6 protein-coding genes are annotated in these 16270 nt (G+C 49.6%); all 6 read right to left on the reverse strand.

The window, feature by feature from the left end; genetic code table 11:
* Positions 1–14: 14 nt before the first annotated feature.
* The 6 genes from AAHN97_RS06565 to AAHN97_RS06590 all read right to left on the reverse strand — a co-directional run bounded on the left by AAHN97_RS06565 (position 15) and on the right by AAHN97_RS06590 (position 16255).
* A complete protein-coding gene (locus AAHN97_RS06565) occupies positions 15–5453 on the reverse strand; it encodes an Ig-like domain-containing protein (protein WP_343306759.1) in 5439 nt (1812 codons plus the stop codon).
* Between the two features lie 54 nt (positions 5454–5507).
* Positions 5508–7112, reverse strand: a complete 1605-nt coding sequence (locus tag AAHN97_RS06570) for a RagB/SusD family nutrient uptake outer membrane protein (protein ID WP_343306760.1) — start codon at positions 7110–7112, stop codon at positions 5508–5510.
* Positions 7113–7129: 17 nt separating this feature from the next.
* Complete coding sequence (locus AAHN97_RS06575; RefSeq protein WP_343306761.1) at positions 7130–10288, reverse strand: SusC/RagA family TonB-linked outer membrane protein; 3159 nt, start codon at positions 10286–10288, stop codon at positions 7130–7132.
* A gap of 88 nt (positions 10289–10376) precedes the next feature.
* On the reverse strand, positions 10377–11423 hold the full coding sequence (locus tag AAHN97_RS06580; RefSeq protein ID WP_343306762.1) for a FecR domain-containing protein: 1047 nt from the start codon (positions 11421–11423) through the stop codon (positions 10377–10379).
* Between the two features lie 70 nt (positions 11424–11493).
* Complete coding sequence (locus AAHN97_RS06585) at positions 11494–12048, reverse strand: sigma-70 family RNA polymerase sigma factor (protein WP_343306763.1); 555 nt, start codon at positions 12046–12048, stop codon at positions 11494–11496.
* 160 nt (positions 12049–12208) lie between these two features.
* On the reverse strand, positions 12209–16255 hold the full coding sequence (locus AAHN97_RS06590; protein ID WP_343306764.1) for an FG-GAP-like repeat-containing protein: 4047 nt from the start codon (positions 16253–16255) through the stop codon (positions 12209–12211).
* Positions 16256–16270: the final 15 nt, after the last annotated feature.

The raw sequence follows: 16270 nt of genomic DNA on the forward strand, positions 1-16270 counted from the left end.
GAAGTTATAACCCATTATTGTTTCACAACCTTCATTGTCTTGCTCTGAACTCCTTGACTAACATTGATATAGTAAAGTCCGGGTTTCAGATCTTGCCCAACCTGGTAATATGTACCGGCATTTATTCTCCTGGAATAAATGATGCTGCCGGCGTTATCAACAATGTTAAGCATTGCTTCCGTTTTCAATGAAGAGGTCATTCTTACATTAAATCCATTGCTGGAAGGATTAGGAAATACTTCCGTTGTAAAATTCAGGCTAACGTTTGGTTTGTTACTGGTCGCTGCGATCGTATTTTGCAAGCTTTCCAGGGTATCCGTTGTCATCAGGTCCCGCACCTCGATAGCAGCAATTGATCCGCTGTAAGGATCATACAATCCTGTTTTAGGATAGAAGAACACCTGTATCATGCCTGAGCTGTTCGCTGTTGCCCTGATGCTGCGTATCACAGCAGTGTTCAGCCTGTTGCCTGCGGCCTGGTACACATTGAAGTCTATAAGACTGTCCAGCCCATTGGTGGCTTTTATGCTGAAGATCCTTTTGGTTTTCGCTGCATCCTCTGGCTCAACAAAGTGCAGCCGGATCTTATAAACGGTATTAGGCGTGAGCCCGCGCAGGTAATAACGCATCTGCGTAACATTGCTTTTGAATACGCGCATATACTCGTATACCTGCGGTGGAGCCGGATCAGTTACATAAGACAGATCTACAGGTCCATTCACTTTTTGTACCCAGGTATAACCTGCATGCCAGAGTTTATCCGTGCCGGTAGGCCCTTCCGGAACATATTGCGCAAAGGTGGTATTGGCATACGGGCCGGCAGGCGTTGTGGTAGTACCTGCGTTTATGCCGTAAATAGCATTTTTATTTGTCTTTAAAACTTCTATGCAGAAATCATCCAGCCATACAGTACCGGGCCCTTCTTTAGCCACCCAATAAGTGAGGCCTGTTGCAGTGTCAGGCACGGTAACAGTATCTCTTATCTGTACCCAGTTATCATAGTATGCGGCCACATGTATATTTCTTGAATAGTCGGCATTACCTGTGGCAGCACCCAGGCTATCCACAAATCCAACGCCGTATCCTGCCCACCAGGGATAGCCTTCAATGCCTGCGCCTTTTTCCACTTTCACCCATTGGTTGAATACAATGATACTACCGCCTCTTACAGGTATGGCACCCTGGATGTTCATACTGGTTTTTTCTTTAGTAAAGCCTAGTGTTGCAGCTTTATCACCGGCGTGGCCTTTGCCGCTTACAGTGTACACCGCGCCGGTATTCGGCTGGCCTTTCAGGTAAGTGAGCCAGTTGATCAGGTCACTTTCAAAACCGTAGTTGGGTATGCCGCCGCAGGAATCAAACGGTACAACGGTTACCGGCAATGTAGCTGAAACGCCTGAAGCGTCCTGCGTATTGGCGGTGATGGTAGCAGTACCTTGTTTAATGGCCGTGATAATACCTGCGCTGTCAACGGTAGCTACTGTTGCATCGGAGCTGCTCCAGGAAACCTTTTTGATGGAGGTGTTGGCAGGAGAGAAGCTGACTTTCACCAGCAAGGTATCCAGGGCGCCGATGATAGCGGTGGATGGGGTCAGCGTAAGGCTGGTAGCTAATACATTGGCCACATGTACATTGGCCTGTGCAAAAATAGTCGCGTTGTCTGCCGATGTAGCTTTGATGATAACGTCCCCCTGTTTGATGCCAGTGATGGTACCGTTGCTGCTTACTTTGGCCAGCAGGGTGTCTGAAGACGTCCATATCACCCCTTTATTACTTGCTTTTGCCGGAGCGATGGTAGCATTCAGCTGGATGGTGGATCCAACAAATACATTGGCTGATGAACTATCCAGCGTTAAAGAGGTAACCGGTATATAAATTACATTATAGTTTTTGGTAGCCGTAAAGCCGCTTTCAACGGAGGTTGCAGTGATCGTAACCGTTCCTGCGGATCTTCCTGTTACAACACCGTTCAGGTCTACTGTAGCTACTGCCTGGTTGGAAGAAGTGTATACCAGGTTCCGGTTAGTGGCATTCACTGGCGTAGTGGTCAGCTTCAATGTATCAGTGTAGCTAACATAGAGGTTGCTGCTGTCTGAATGAATGCTGATCCCCTGTAGCGGAATGATACGTGCTTCAAGAGCTGCAATGGAAGCGCTGTAATTCGTACCGGCTTGTGGGTAGAACCATACTTCTATGATGCCGGAACTATTCGCTTTCGCTTCAAGTGTGCGCGTTACAACGGTGTTCAGTTTATTACCTGCTGCAGCGTAAGGATTGAAATTAATCAGGCTGTCGCCATAGAGGGTCTTTACACTGAAGATGCGGTTCGCTTTATCGGTATTGCTGGGCTCTATGAAATGTAGGCGTACCGCATACCTGGCGTTAGGGATCAGGTTGCGCAGATAGTAACGCATCTGTGTAACGTTATTCCTGGAAATACGCATGTATTCATACACCTTGCGGGGTGCAGGTTCCGTTACCTGGCTCAGGTCCACTGTTGCAGTGATGTTGCTGTTCCCCGTGTATCCGGCATGCCAGAGCCCGGCGGTGTTGGCCGGCCCTTCGGGTATGTACTGGCCAATGGTGGTATTCTGGTAAGGCGTTGGCGGGGTGGCGTTAGTACCTGCATTGATAGCCGTTACAATGGTGTTCACGATCAGCTGTACGGTTTTGGTGAAGCCACCGTCTGCTGCGGTAACAGTGAGGGTGGTGGTATCCAGTTTCAGGCCTCTGACCACACCATTGGCATCCACGCTCGCAACAGTTCCATCTGCCACAGACCAGGTAAGGGCTTTGTTGGTAGTGTTGGCAGGCAAAACGGCGAAACTGAGTTGCTTAGGTGTATTCATGGTGCCATACACAACACTGTCTATTGTAATGCCGGTGGATATGGTAGGAGGTATCACAACAATTGGTTGCGTATCCGTTTTTCCACCATCGGTCGTTGTAATAGTGATGGTAGCAGTACCGGTGTTGATGCCGCTCACTTTCCCGAATTGGTCCACTTTTGCGATGGTAGTATCGGAGGAGCTCCAGGTAATGGCCGGGTTAGTGGGGTAGGCAGGTGTGAGCTTAAAATTCAGTTTAGTAGTATATCCTTTCACCAGTGTGTCTGATGCGGGATTGATAATTTCCACGGACTGAACAGGGCCTGCTACAGGAGTACCAAAAAAGATACCGTTCCCGTGAGCAGAAATAAACATCCTTCCCTTGTTGTCTGCCGTAATATTCGGCGCAACGCCCGGCAGCCTGTCTAAAATGGTTTGCCAGGTGCGGCCGGTATCGTCTGAACGGAAAGCGCCGTAGTTAATGCCATTGATAGGAATAGCCTGGCTGGTCACATACAAAGCAAGGTGTGCATTCACCGTTGTGTCGGACATAGCTGCAGCTATCCATTTAGGCTTGAAATTTTCGCCGCCTACTTTGCTGAATGTTTTTCCTGTATCTGTTGTATGAAAAAGGCCGCTGAATTGAGGATATGATTCATTGTGAAAGGCGATCCACACATCACCGGTTTTGCCGGGTGTTACCTCAACATTGGAAGTGGTGGCATAAGCTGAACCGTTCGGGTTGCTGCCTGCATTGGCCGTGAGGCCTTCGGCAGCTGTTTTCACGAACGACTTTCCGCCATCTGAACTTACATAAAACGAACCGCGGTCCCAGATATAGAAATAGTCGCCGTTCACTTTATCTGCTGCCAGATGGTTTTGCCCGGGGTACAGGGTCCATTGCGGGCCCGCAGGTAAGATGCCGGAAGCAACGCCGGTGGACTTTTGCCAACTGGTACCCAGGTTCTCCGACCAGTACAAATTACCTGGACTGTTACCATCCATTTGCGTAAGCCAGAGTATATTCCTGCGGTTAGCGGACACGGCTACACGCCCGCGTATGCCGGGTGATTGCGGGAAGAGGGTATAGGTATCTCCGCCATTGGTGGAGTAACCTGCACGCGAATAAATCACTTCCGTAGTGGCAGGGCCATCGCAGCCAACGCGCACAACAAACTCAGGATCGTTGTACTGGAAGGCTACGCCCGTCATGTTAAAGGCGTTGAAGATATTGGTGAACAAAGCAGTATTGGCAACATTACCCTGGTTCAGGGGCTCCGTAAGGGAGCGGTGATGCGCGCCGCCCACATCCGCAGTAACAGAGAGCAGCAGGTTCCTGCCACTGGGAGGCGCTACCAGCGGACCTGTTACCATGATCTCTTCCAAACCTACCACGCGTATCTTCCAATTGGTAGGGGTTGCAAAGATGTTATCTGTGGAAAGTACGTCCAGCATATCATTTAACCACACGCGGTTGGGATAAAAAGGGTCCCAGTGAAAGCCATAAGAATTATGGCCGGGAGCGTTGAATGGTACACCATCATTCTTCGAATGCGGTGCTTCCGAATTATCACGGCTGATCTGTCCCGGCGAGTAGGAGCCAGGTGCGCCGCCCTGCGTCGAAATATAATAAGGGTCCTTTTGCCAGGTGCCGCGGGTGCCTACAATGATCTCATTTGAATTGGCGGGGTTCACCGCAACTTTAATGAAGAACCTGTCGTTTTTATTCGGATCAGGATCGGGTTCTAAGGTTACGGGAGAGATATTCTGCCAACTACCGTTCTTATACTTGTAAACGCCTTTTTCCTGATTCTCGGTACCGGCAGATATGTACAGCGTTCCATCTGCATGGATCGTAGCACGGATAGGGTAAGCAGGGCTGTTGCTCATCAGCGTGAAAGAAAGGCCGCCGTCTTCTGATGCGTATACACCAGCCTGCCTGCCGATATAGATCCGTTTGGTAACAGTCTGGCTGTTTACAGTAACAGTGCCGGAACTTTTGTCGAAAAGAATAAAAGAGCAGTAACCAGATGTGCTGATGTTGCTTACCTGCGTCCAGCTGGTACCGGCATTTTGCGTTTTTAAGGCGCCATGCGAGTCAGTTACAACCCACACATGATTACTGTTGGCAGGGTCTACCTGTATACGATCGCCGAATGACTGTGTGCTGTTCGGGTGCACGGCGATAGGAACGTTGAGGTCCGTCCAGGTGTCACCCCTGTCAGTACTTTTCATGATGGTACCCACCGTGGCAGAGCCTTTACCGGGTCCGGAACCGGGGCCGTTCTCTACGGTGGCGTAAAGAATATTACCGGTAGCATCGTTGGGGTCTACGGCAATGCTGCCGCAACGTTGATGGAATTCCCAGCTCCAGTAGTTGAGCGGTATTTTTTTGAATAACATTAAGTGCTCCCACTTCTGCAGGTCCTTATTCCAGCGGTAGGGCGTGCCTACATCGGTGGTGATGAAATAAAGATCAGGTACCAAAGGGTGCGCCACAAAAGAGGGGATGGCACCGGAGCCACCTATCCGAACCTGGTTCCAGGTATAGGTTTGCGCGCGCACTCCCTGTGAGGCCGCCAGGTAAAAAATGGCGAGTAATAGGGTGTAGCAAATCTTTTTCATGTGGAATTATTTAGGATTATGTTGAACTATCCCTGATACATGTTGTGTCTTAGATCAATTCCAGCCATTTTTGACGGCTTTGGCTACGTTAGGATTATAGTTTTTTTCTGCATCAGGAATGGGGAAGAGAAGATGTTTATCCTGGAAGGGTTGTGTACCCGTTCCCGGTTCTGCGGCTTTTTCTGCGTTGATCGTTTGTTTGATAATACCCCAGCGCAACAGGTCGAAATAGCGGACTTGTTCGCCGCATAATTCCAGCTGCCTTTCGCGCATCAGTATATTCATCGCATTTGTCTGATCGCCCAGGCTGGTATATAAAAATGCCTTGGAGCGGGAGCGAACGCTGTCTATCAGTGCCAGCGGAGCATTACCTGTATTGCCTTGCTGGATCTGTGCTTCGGCGAGCATCAGCATCACATCTGCGAGGCGGATCACCTGCCCGTTGATCGGACTTTTAGGATCACCGTATTTTTCCACCAGGTGATAATACTCATATTTCTTCCAGCGATAATCTCCCTGTGGATCAGCGGCATCAAATGGATAGGGCTTTTGTCCGCTGGGGCATTGCTGGCAGAAAACTGTTTCACCACCGGAAGCGGCAGTACCGTAGAAGGTGGATTTAGCGCGCGGATCAGTATACGGCAGGCCGGTTACAGGATTGGTATAAGTGAATGCTTTAACAGCGGCGTTACTGATGTATACATTCTTCCAGTTATCATTAAAGCCATACTCCATGGCACGTCCGCTATGTGTTTGTTTACCTACCTGTTCTGCTCCGTTGCCAAACATATAATAAGGAGAACCAATGGCCCAGTCCGTCCACTGCTGGTTCATGATCTGGAAGATATTTTCAGGTGTGTTCTGATTGGTGGTACTGAAAACATTATCGTAAGAAGGATCGAGTTTGTAGGTGAAGGGTGCACCCATCAGTTTTTCGAGTTCCGTTTGTGCAGAAGCCCATTTTTTCTGGTACAGGTACACCTTGCCGAGCAGCGCCGTCACGGCGCCTTTGGTGGCTCTGCCCAATTCTGCGGCCGGATATGCAGTAGGTAATTCCGCTGTAGCCTGTGCTTCTGTGAGATCTTTTTCTATTTGCTTCCACACATCCGCAGCAGGGCTGCGAGGCAGGTAGTTGTTATTAAGTGTGGTTTGATAATCGATGTACAAGGGCACATCTCCCCATAATACTACCAGGTGAAAGTAAGCATAGGCACGCAGGAACTTTACTTCCGCGAGGTACTGGTTCAGTTTGGCGCGATCCACAGTGGCCGTGGGATTCCAGGCGGCAGCCCGGTCTATTACCAGGTTGGTCCTGAAGATCATCCGGTACAGAGAGCCCCATAAGGAGCTAAGATTGGCGTTGTTAGTGCCAAAACTATAATCGCCCAGTTCCTGCTCTGCACCCAGCAAAAAGCTGGCACGTTTGGCATCATGCCCCATCAGATCAAAAATATAGTAGTACTCCCTGGCCCATAGTCCCGGATGAAGCAGTGTAGCGTAACTGGCTACAGTGGCCTGGTTCATCGCGGTGATATTGTTAAAGTAAGTTTCGTATGCATAGGCGCTCTGATCTACCAGTTCCAGGCGGGATTTTTTGCATCCGTTCGTGATGGTCACCAGTGCGGCTATCATCAGCAATTGATATATATACTTCTTCATAAAATCGTTTTTAACAATTAAAACCCTAATTGAATACCTGCCAGCAATGTTCTTGGCTGCGGCACCTGGCCCTGGTCAATACCACGCGCAAAAATGTAATCGCCTACCACTTCCGGATCGTACCCGGTATAATTAGTAAGAGTGATTAAGTTTTGTGCTGCCACGTAAATACGGAGTGATTTAACGGTGCCTTTGGTGATATTGCTTAGCATCTGCCCGGAAGCGTTGTAACCAATGGTAATGTTCCTCAAACGCAGGTAGCTGCCATCTTCCAGCCACCAATCTGAGGGGCGGAGGTTGCCATTGCCGGTGGCATTCTGGCCCAGCCTTGGCAAAGCCGCTACATCACCGGGTTTGCGCCACCTGTTAAGAAGGTCCGTAGAGGCATTATGCCCGGTGGCCATTGTGCTGGTATTTAATTTTAAGCCATTGAGGAGTTTCAATCCACTGATACCGGATAACACCAGGTTGAGGTCAAAGTTTTTATACGTTACGCCGGCGTTGATGCCATAGATATATTTTGGAATAGCATTGCCTAATACTTCCTGGTCTTTTGCAGTAACCACACCATCACCGTCTATGTCTTTATAAATAAAATCTCCCGGTAATAATCCATCCTGGTATTTAGCATTGGGCCTGCCTGTTTTCTTTGCGGCTGCCTCATCAAGCGCAGCCACTTCTGCTGCATCTTTCGCCACATGATCCATGCGATAGCCATAAAAGGAGCCAATAGCATAGCCTGCAGCAGTATAAGTGGTAGCCGGTACAGGTGTGAAGGCGCCTGCCTGTATCGGTGCGGAAAACTGGTCTCCTAAAGACAATACTTCGTTGTGGTTAATGGACCCGTTCACACTTACGTTGAAGCTGAGATTATTGTTGATCTTATCCTTATAACCGATAGTGAGTTCAAAGCCTTTGTTTTGTGCATCTGCGGCATTGACTGTTTTTCTTGGTTGCGCGCCGGTTGGGCTCACACCAATACTGGCTGGCAGCATGGTGGTGACCAGCAGGCCCATACTTTTCCTGTTATACCAATCGGCTTCTACAGTGAGGCGGTTGTTTAGAAATGCCAGGTCGATACCTATATCCGTCTGCGTGGTTTTCTCCCATTTTAAATCAGGATTGCTTACCGTAGTGATCGTAGTGCCGGATACAAATGTTTCCGTGCTGCCAAAGGAATATACCAGCGCGCCTGTGGGTGTACCCTGGTATGTTCTCGCGGTATTCAGGAAGTTGGGAATATTATTATTGCCAGTTTGTCCCCAGCTGACACTCAGCTTTCCATCGCTGAGCACAGGCAGTGCTTTTTTGATAAAATCTTCTTCTGAAAAGCGCCAAGACAAACCTCCTGCGGCGAAATTACCGAAGCGGTTATTAGCACCGAAGTTGGAAGCGCCATCTCTGCGATAGCTGGTGGTCAGTATATATTTATCATCAAAAGTATAATTGAGCCGGCCATAATAAGAGATCAGAGAGGGGCGGGCGTAGTTGGAATAACCGCTGGTAACAGCCTGGGAAGAAGCTACGGTAATATTGGTAATATTATCGTTCGGCTGGCCGGTACCCCTGATGCCGGAACTGTTGGTTTGCCCCGGATCAATATAACTTTGCCCGGCAATTAAAGAGAACTGGTGGTTACCCAATACCTTGTCGTACGACAAATAGTTTTCCAGCATGTAATACGAGTTCTCCGTGAAAGCGAGCGTGGATTGGCGGGCCTGGTTCAGGAAATTGGAGGACTGGTATTGTTTCTGGTAACTGTTGCTCCGGCTGGAATTCACTTCTGCGGCAAACTGCGAACGGAATTTCAATCCATCTATGATGCGCACTTCAGCAGACAGCTGCGGGAAAAAAGCCAGCGATTTAGAAGTTTGACTTCTCATGGCAATATCCTGCAGGGGATTGCTGGCGTTGCTATAGTCATCGATGTTAGCGAGGATAGAATATCCTCCCTGTATAGAGGGGTCCAGTACGGGTTTATATGGTGCGTACTGAATAGCATTGATGATACTGGCATAGTTGCCATTGCCCACATACTGCCTGAATATAAGGTTTTGCGTAAACCGGAAGCGCCCCAGTGTTTCTTCCAGGCCTACACGCGCCTGGAACCTTTTGTTGGTGGCATCGGTTAAGATCGCCTGTTGATTGATGTAAGTGGCAGATATGGAGTAATTCACTTTTTCTCCGCCACCGCTGATGTTCAGATCGTTTTCGGATACAAGGGCATTGCGGAAAATAGCATCCTGCCAGTCGGTACTATCCTGTAATACCGCCGTGGTATTAAACTTTGCCGGTAGTACTGCATTTTTGGTGGCTGCCAGGTCTTTCAATGCATCCACATACTGTGTTGCATTCAGCAGGTCCAGTTTCTTCCATGCTTTTGCAACGCCCCATTGTGAGGTAAAGCTGATGCGGGGCGGGCCGGCCTTTCCTTTTTTGGTGGTGATGATCACCACACCGTTGGCGGCAGCGGAGCCATAGATAGCGGTGGAAGATGCATCTTTGAGAACAGTTATGCTTTCTATATCCTGGGCATTGATGGTATTAAAAAGATTTTTAGTGCCCTGGATACCATCTATCACATACAGCGGATTGATGTCTGTAAAACTACCGGTACCGCGGATAATGATCTGCGCATCGGCGCCCGCAGCACCATTGTTTTGCAACACCTGTACACCGGCGGCTTTACCAATGAGTAATTGTGAAGGATTGGTGGCATTTACTGCACCCACTTCCTTCAGCGTTATCACGTTGAATGCACCAACCACATCTTTTTTCCGGGCAGTACCATAACCGATCACCACAATGTCGTTCAGGGCGGATACCGTTTTAACCAGCCGTACAGAGTAGGTTAATGTGGCACCAGGTTTAAGTTGAACGTTGCTGAACTGTTGTGTTTCAAACCCCATGTAAGAAACGCTGAGTAAGTATTTACCCTCCTGTGGCAGGCCGGAGAAACGAAATACGCCGTTGCTGTCTGTAATAACGCCGGCAGTATATTTTGTTTTTTCATTCAGCGCCACAACGGAGGCATTGGGAAGGAGTTCTCCCTGATCAGTACGTACGGTGCCGGTTACCTGCATGCGGACCTGTGACTGTGCTAACGTGGAAGCGCCTGATATCAGGATGCATAGCAGCAGGAGCAGGCGCCAGTTTGGTTGATAGTACATTCTCATAACTTGAAACGTGTTTTTTTAATACGGGGCATAAAAAGTCCCGGGCGCATTTTGCGCCTTTTTAGGAATAGAGCGATATAGTCTTGAATTATTTCTTCTTAATTATAAATCCGCTGTCGTTCCGGATAAGCTTCAGATTATTGGGAAGTGTTAAGTCGGTCAGGATCTTCTCCAATGAATCTGTCTTTTCAAATTTGCCATCAAAATAAATCTCGGTCACGTCTGATGGATAATAATAGATGGCTACGCCGTAATAGTTACTCAGCTGATCGAGTACCTGTGCCATTGGTTGATTGTTAAACTTATACCAGTCCGGCTTTGCATGACTGCTCTCGTTCCCTGCTTTTACCAGCATATCCGTGCCCGTAGTATTGAAGCTGGCCACGATGGCTTTCCCTGTTTTGCGGTAATAACGAAGTTCCCTGCCGGGTGTGAGCACTACATCACGGAGGAGTTTTTTCATATCGGTGGCGTTCTGTACCAATACTTTACCCGTGTTCAGCCGTACGGTGATCATATCATCCCCGGGAATGGCTTTCACATGGAAGAAGGTGCCCAGAACGGTGGTGGATAATTCACTGCTATAAACAGTGAAGGGATGTAATTGATCCGCAGCTACTGTAAAATCTGCTTCTCCTGTGAGGTATACCTTCCTGTTTTCTCTGAACTGTTTATTATATACAATGCCGGCTGCCGGTTGCAGCTGCACTACAGAACCATCTGGTAAGGCAACCACCATGGCTCTGGTGCCGGTGTTTTCTTTCCGTTCCTGTTGCTCTGCCGGGATAGTGATCACGGTTGTGCCGGCATCTGTGATGGCTTTTTTATCGTTGCGGTCAACCAGCAACATGGTTCCTCCTATCAGCACGCCGGTTGTTACCGCGGCAATGGCCAGCCGTTTAGCCCATTTGGTGCGGGTATTGGCAAATACTGTTTGCCGGTGAATATTTCTCAGCCATTGCCGGGAAACAGTTTCCGGGAAATCGTCCTGCTCCTGTAATTGCAAAAACTCTTCTTCCGGCAAATATTTCTCCAGCACCTCCGGATGTTCCTGCAGGTACTCAGCTACCTCGCGGGCTTCTTCCCGGGTGCATTGATCATTAAAGAACCGTGTCAGTAATTCATCGTTTATCATGTTATACGGCTGATAGATAAGTAATACGTTTGTGAAAGGCGGACTACTTAGTCCGGGCAAAAAAATATTTTCAGCAAGGGAAAAGCCAGGCCAGGAGGGGGAGGAGCAGGCCGAAATAATGTTTTATCTGCTTGATGGCCTGGAAAATATGCGCTTCTACTGTTCTGGACGATAGGGAAAGTTCCTGCGCGATCTGTTGGTGGCTCATGCCTTTGAAGCGGCTCATTTCAAAAACCTTGCGGCGCATGGGGGGCATTTCTTCCAGGGCATGGGCCAGTTTGTGCTGCAATTCCTTTTCTGCCAGTTTACCCCAGAGTTCATCCTGTGGCAGGCGGTATCCCTCCATAACGTGGATCACCTTTTCTTTATAAACGGTTTCTTTACGGAGAAGATCTATCAGGGTGGTACGGGCAATCCGGAACAGCTGCAGGTGTACTTCCATATCATCCGCCAGGCTTTCCCGGTAGTTCCAGAATTTGATGAAGGTAAGCTGCACCACCTCCTCAGCAATGAAAGAAGACTTTGTTTTCTGAAGAATAAAAGAGTAGATCCTTTTGTGCCAGGAATAATATATTTCATTAAATACCAAAAGGTTACCCTGTTTCAAAGCAGCTATAGTATTCACAACGTGCGTGGCTTTTACTACAGCAATTTATATAAATAAATGCAGGATTTTCCGGAAATAAAAAGAGCGCTGCCATTTACGGCAACGCTCTTTCATACACAGTGTACAAATATGGCCAATCCGGTCCGGGCTGTTTCAAACAACCCGGGCCTTTCTTCAGTTAATACTCCAATACAAAGAAGCCTGTCACTTTTTTGCGGGTACTGCCGGATGTGTAGAAGAACACATAATAGTACACGCCCTTAGGCAGCACCCGGGTGCTGCCTGAGGCATACCCCTTAAAATCATTTCTGTAAGGTGCTGCTTCAAACACGATCTTCCCGGAGGCATTGGCAATATGGATCTCATTGTCCGGGAAATTACGCAGGCCTTCTATCTGCAGGTAGTCGTTAATCCCATCTCCATTCGGCGTAACCGCATCATTCACTTTTATTTCCTGGCCGGAGGAAGTGAGCTCCAGTTCCTGGGTAACTTCCACAGCTGCTTCAAAGTTGTTGTTGCCCGGTTGCCGCGCGGTAATGCGGGTAATGCCTGCGCGCAGTGGTGTTACCAGTGCGTTATTCACGGTAGCGATAGTAGTGTTCTCTATTTCATAGAGAACCGGCAGTCCGGAACTGGCCGTGGCACCCGGGTCGAATGGTGGTTCACTGATATTGTGCCTTGCCAGCGGTCCGAACGTAATGGTTTGCGGGGCTTTTTTCACTACCAGTTGCCTGGTAACCTCCGCCGCAGCGTTATAGTTGCTGTTGCCGGGTTGTGATACCGTAATGGTAGTGGTGCCTGCGCCGGTGATATGGATCTGGCCGGAAGCATTTACGGTGGCCACATTAATATCTGAACTGGCATATACAACAGGCAGGCCGCTGGAAGCCATGGCGCCTGCTGCGAAATCTGCATCGCCAAAAGTTTTTACCGGCAGGTCCGCCAGTGTTACCTGCTGTGAGGCTTTGCTAACGGTAAGCGTTGCTGTGGCGCTGGCGGTCTGATAGTTACCATTACCGGGTTGTGTAACCGTAATAATAACTGTGCCTGCACCGGTGATATGAATAGTACCGTTTGCTGCAACCGTAGCTACGTTTGCAGCTGAGCTGCTGAATGTAAGCGGAAGGCCGCTGCTGACGTGTGTTACAGCGGTGAAATCCGCATCTCCGAAGGTTTTAGCTGGTAACGGATCTATGGTAACGGTCTGTGTTGCTTTGTTTACAGTTAATGTTGCAGTGGCTGTAGCGCTATTGTAATTATTGTTGCCGCTTTGCGTGGCCGTAATAGTAACACTACCGGTGCCGGTTATATGAATTTTGCCGTCTGCCGTAATAGTGGCCACATTAGCATCAGAGCTGGTAAAAGTTACCGGTGATCCCGTGCTGCTTTGCGCTTGCGGTGTAAAATCCGCATCGCCAAAAGTTTTGGCTGGCAGCGGATCTATGGTAACGGTCTGTGTTGCTTTGTTTACAGTTAATGTTGCAGTGGCCGTAGCGCCATTGTAATTATTGTTGCCGCTTTGCGTGGCCGTAATAGTAACACTACCGGCGCCGGTTATATGAATTTTGCCGTCTGCCGTAATGGTGGCCACATTAACATCAGAGCTGGTAAAAGTTACCGGCAGTGCCGCGCTGCTTTGCGCCTGCGGTGCAAAATCTGCATCGCCGTATGTTTTGGCCGGTAATGGCTGGAAGGTGATAGTTTGGGTGGCTTTGCTGACCGTGAGTACAGCGGTAGCAGTGGCACTGTTGTAGTTGGGATGGCCACTTTGCGTAGCGGTGATAGTAGCGGTGCCTGCCCCTGTAATGTGGATCTTTCCATCCGCCGTAATGGTGGCTACATTCGCATCTGAACTGCTGAGTTGTACAGGTAAACCTGCGCTGCTCTGTGCCTGCGGGTCAAAATCCGCATCGCCGAACGTTTTGGGCGTAATGGCAGGGAAGGTGATTGTTTGGGCTGCCTGCGTTACACGCAACGTTATACGGGCAGTATCGCCGGTATAGTTGCCGCTGGTTTGCTGCATGGCGGCAATTTCAGTGGTGCCCGGGCCTGTGAGATGGATATTGCCGGCTGCATCAACAGTGGCCACACCGGGCTGGCTGCTACTGAAGGTAAGCGGCAGGGCAGGGTCTGCCTGTACATTGAGCGCAAAGTCCGCCGTGCCATATACTTTGTCGGCAACCGGAGCCAGTATGATGTTTAGCTTCCTGGGATCAATGTTGAGCGTGCCAGCCTGGTAAGTGAAAATGTAATTGGCAGCTGCTGCGCCACCCGCGTTGATGGGGTAGGAGCCCACGCCGCTGCTGCCGGTGGCAGTAGTGGTTATTTGCACAGGCTGTGTTAGTACGCTTTCAGTTTCGCTGCCTGCGAAGCCGGTAATGTGGTAAGTAAGCGCCGGAAGAGCATCGCCGTAGGTGATCCTTTTATTATCCGCTGCAACGGTGAGGGTACCGGGTGTGAATTGCATCGTTTCCTGGATCAGGGTGGCAGGCCGCCATTCACTATTGCCGGGATGCCAGGCAATGAGCGAGCAGGTATCTACCGCTTTGATGCGGATCTTACCATCCGGCAGCAGCTCTGCTGCGGAAGGATTCCCTAACTGAATATAAAGTGGCAGGCCGGAGTTGAGCGTAGCGGGCACAAAATCAGGATCGCCGTATTGATGTATGAGGTTGTTCAGCTGGATAGTTTGTGTTTTGCGGGTGGGGAACGATTGTTCCGGCGCAAAGGCAGAGCCTGCCCAGGCTGCGTCGATTGCCTGTACGCTCCAGCGGTATACTTTATCGTATGCCAGGCCGTTGAAGGTGAAGCTGGTGTTCTGGGTGGTGTTGCCTACGGCTACGAGCTTACGGTAACCGTTAGTACGGCTGTATGAATTAATTTTCACTGCACTGCCGGGGTCTTCGTACAGGTAGATGTTATAATATAAACCGGCGGCAGCCGTTTGTGCATCGTTCGCCGGCTGCCAGTTAAAGGTCACGGACTTCTCATCGGCGGAAATAGTATGAGTAAGCCCGGAGGGAGCATTGGGGCGCGTGTTGGCGGTGGTTGTGGTATTCCTGTACAAGGTGCATGCAAAAGAGCTATTCACCTCAGCACCTATCCACAACAGGTCCAGCCGCCCATCGTTATCATAATCAGCCCATGACGCTGTTGAAAATGTGCGTGAGGGTAAGGTTGCAGCAAGCGTGAAGCTATTGCCGCCTCCGTTCGTATATACCTGTGTGGCAGACTGCTCCGGATTCCAAACCGTTTGCCCGGCCACTAGTACGTCCAGCCGTCCATCGTTATTATAATCGCCCCAGGCGGTGTTGCCGCTTACGCCTTGCAATGGGGCATTAATATTGGTAAACCCGGCGCCGCCGTTGTTGTGTAAAATGATGGTGAGATATTTGTTGGGGTATTGAGAGCTGTATCCCGATAACAACAGATCCGGATAGCTGTCATTATCATAATCACCCCAGGTAATGGTGCCGTTATGAAAGCCATATGTCCCCAGCATTGTACCGGTGGAAAAGTTGCCGTTCCCCAGGTTGCGGTACAGGCGGTTGGTGGATTCGTTGTTATCGTAGCCGGTCATCATCAGATCGAGCAGCCCGTCTTTATCATAGTCCCCCCATGCAAAATCCCCGCCGTTTACGCCCAGAAGGGGGATACTTGTTGCCTCAAAACCGCCTTGCCGGTTGTTGTGATAGATCTTTGACTGCCTCGTGGTAGAAGCACCGTTGATGGCAAGGTCAGGATATCCATCGTTGTCATAATCACCCGCAGCCGCAGCACTGACTGACAGGTGCTCAGGCAGCCCGGTATTGGCCGCAAGTGTAAAAACGCCGTTGTTATTCCGGTATAGCGAGATATACCCGCCGAGCAACAGGAGAAGGTCCAGCCAGCCATCGTTGTCGTAATCGAACCAGACGATGGTCATTTTGGAGTCGTAGGCAACACCGCCGAAGTCGATACCAAGGTCGGTGAAATTGCCATTACCGTCATTCCGGTAAATGCGCACATGGGACTGAGCAACCGCCATCCCCAGGCCTGCTATACAAACATCAAGGTCGCCGTCATTATCGTAATCAGCCCATGCAGCGTAGCCGCCGATGGTGTTGAGGTTGCCGAAACCGGCGGGAGTAGCGTTAACGAACGGCCCAGCCTGGGAATAGGTGTGTAATGTTGCCAGCAGCAGTACCAGCGTGCAGAGCAAATATTTTATGCGGAAAGAAAACATATCATGTTGAGTTTG

Source organism: Chitinophaga niabensis (assembly GCF_039545795.1).
Taxonomy (GTDB): domain Bacteria; phylum Bacteroidota; class Bacteroidia; order Chitinophagales; family Chitinophagaceae; genus Chitinophaga; species Chitinophaga niabensis_B.

Excerpts from the sequence above, each read along its gene's own strand:
- AAHN97_RS06570 (WP_343306760.1), bottom strand. The coding sequence starts at position 7,112 with ATGAAGAAGTATATATATCAATTGCTGATGATAGCCGCACTGGTGACC.
- AAHN97_RS06590 (WP_343306764.1), bottom strand. The coding sequence starts at position 16,255 with ATGTTTTCTTTCCGCATAAAATATTTGCTCTGCACGCTGGTACTGCTG.
- AAHN97_RS06575 (WP_343306761.1), bottom strand. The coding sequence starts at position 10,288 with ATGAGAATGTACTATCAACCAAACTGGCGCCTGCTCCTGCTGCTATGC.
- AAHN97_RS06565 (WP_343306759.1), bottom strand. The coding sequence starts at position 5,453 with ATGAAAAAGATTTGCTACACCCTATTACTCGCCATTTTTTACCTGGCG.
- AAHN97_RS06580 (WP_343306762.1), bottom strand. The coding sequence starts at position 11,423 with ATGATAAACGATGAATTACTGACACGGTTCTTTAATGATCAATGCACC.